This window comes from Bacillus cereus group sp. N24 (assembly GCF_016483345.1).
In the GTDB taxonomy this organism is placed as follows: domain Bacteria; phylum Bacillota; class Bacilli; order Bacillales; family Bacillaceae_G; genus Bacillus_A; species Bacillus_A toyonensis.
Window position 1 is genome coordinate 1 of sequence record NZ_JAEHCA010000140.1, and the last position, 248, is coordinate 248.

Consider the following 248-nt stretch of genomic DNA (forward strand, 5'->3'; position numbering starts at 1 on the left):
GGTGAGCCATGAAGGATTCGAACCTTCGACCCTCTGATTAAAAGTCAGATGCTCTACCAACTGAGCTAATGGCTCATTTTGAAAGTGGTGCCGGCTAGAGGACTTGAACCCCCAACCTACTGATTACAAGTCAGTTGCTCTACCAATTGAGCTAAGCCGGCTTGCGATTTCAAAATGGTGGCTCGGGACGGAATCGAACCGCCGACACGAGGATTTTCAGTCCTCTGCTCTACCGACTGAGCTACCGA

2 tRNA genes are annotated in these 248 nt (G+C 50.4%); both read right to left on the reverse strand.

Annotated features, from left to right (window positions below):
• Positions 1–2: 2 nt before the first annotated feature.
• Positions 3–75 (reverse strand) — tRNA-Lys (locus JDS95_RS30750).
• A gap of 10 nt (positions 76–85) precedes the next feature.
• Positions 86–161, reverse strand: a tRNA-Thr gene (locus JDS95_RS30755).
• Between the last annotated feature and the right edge of the window lie 87 nt (positions 162–248).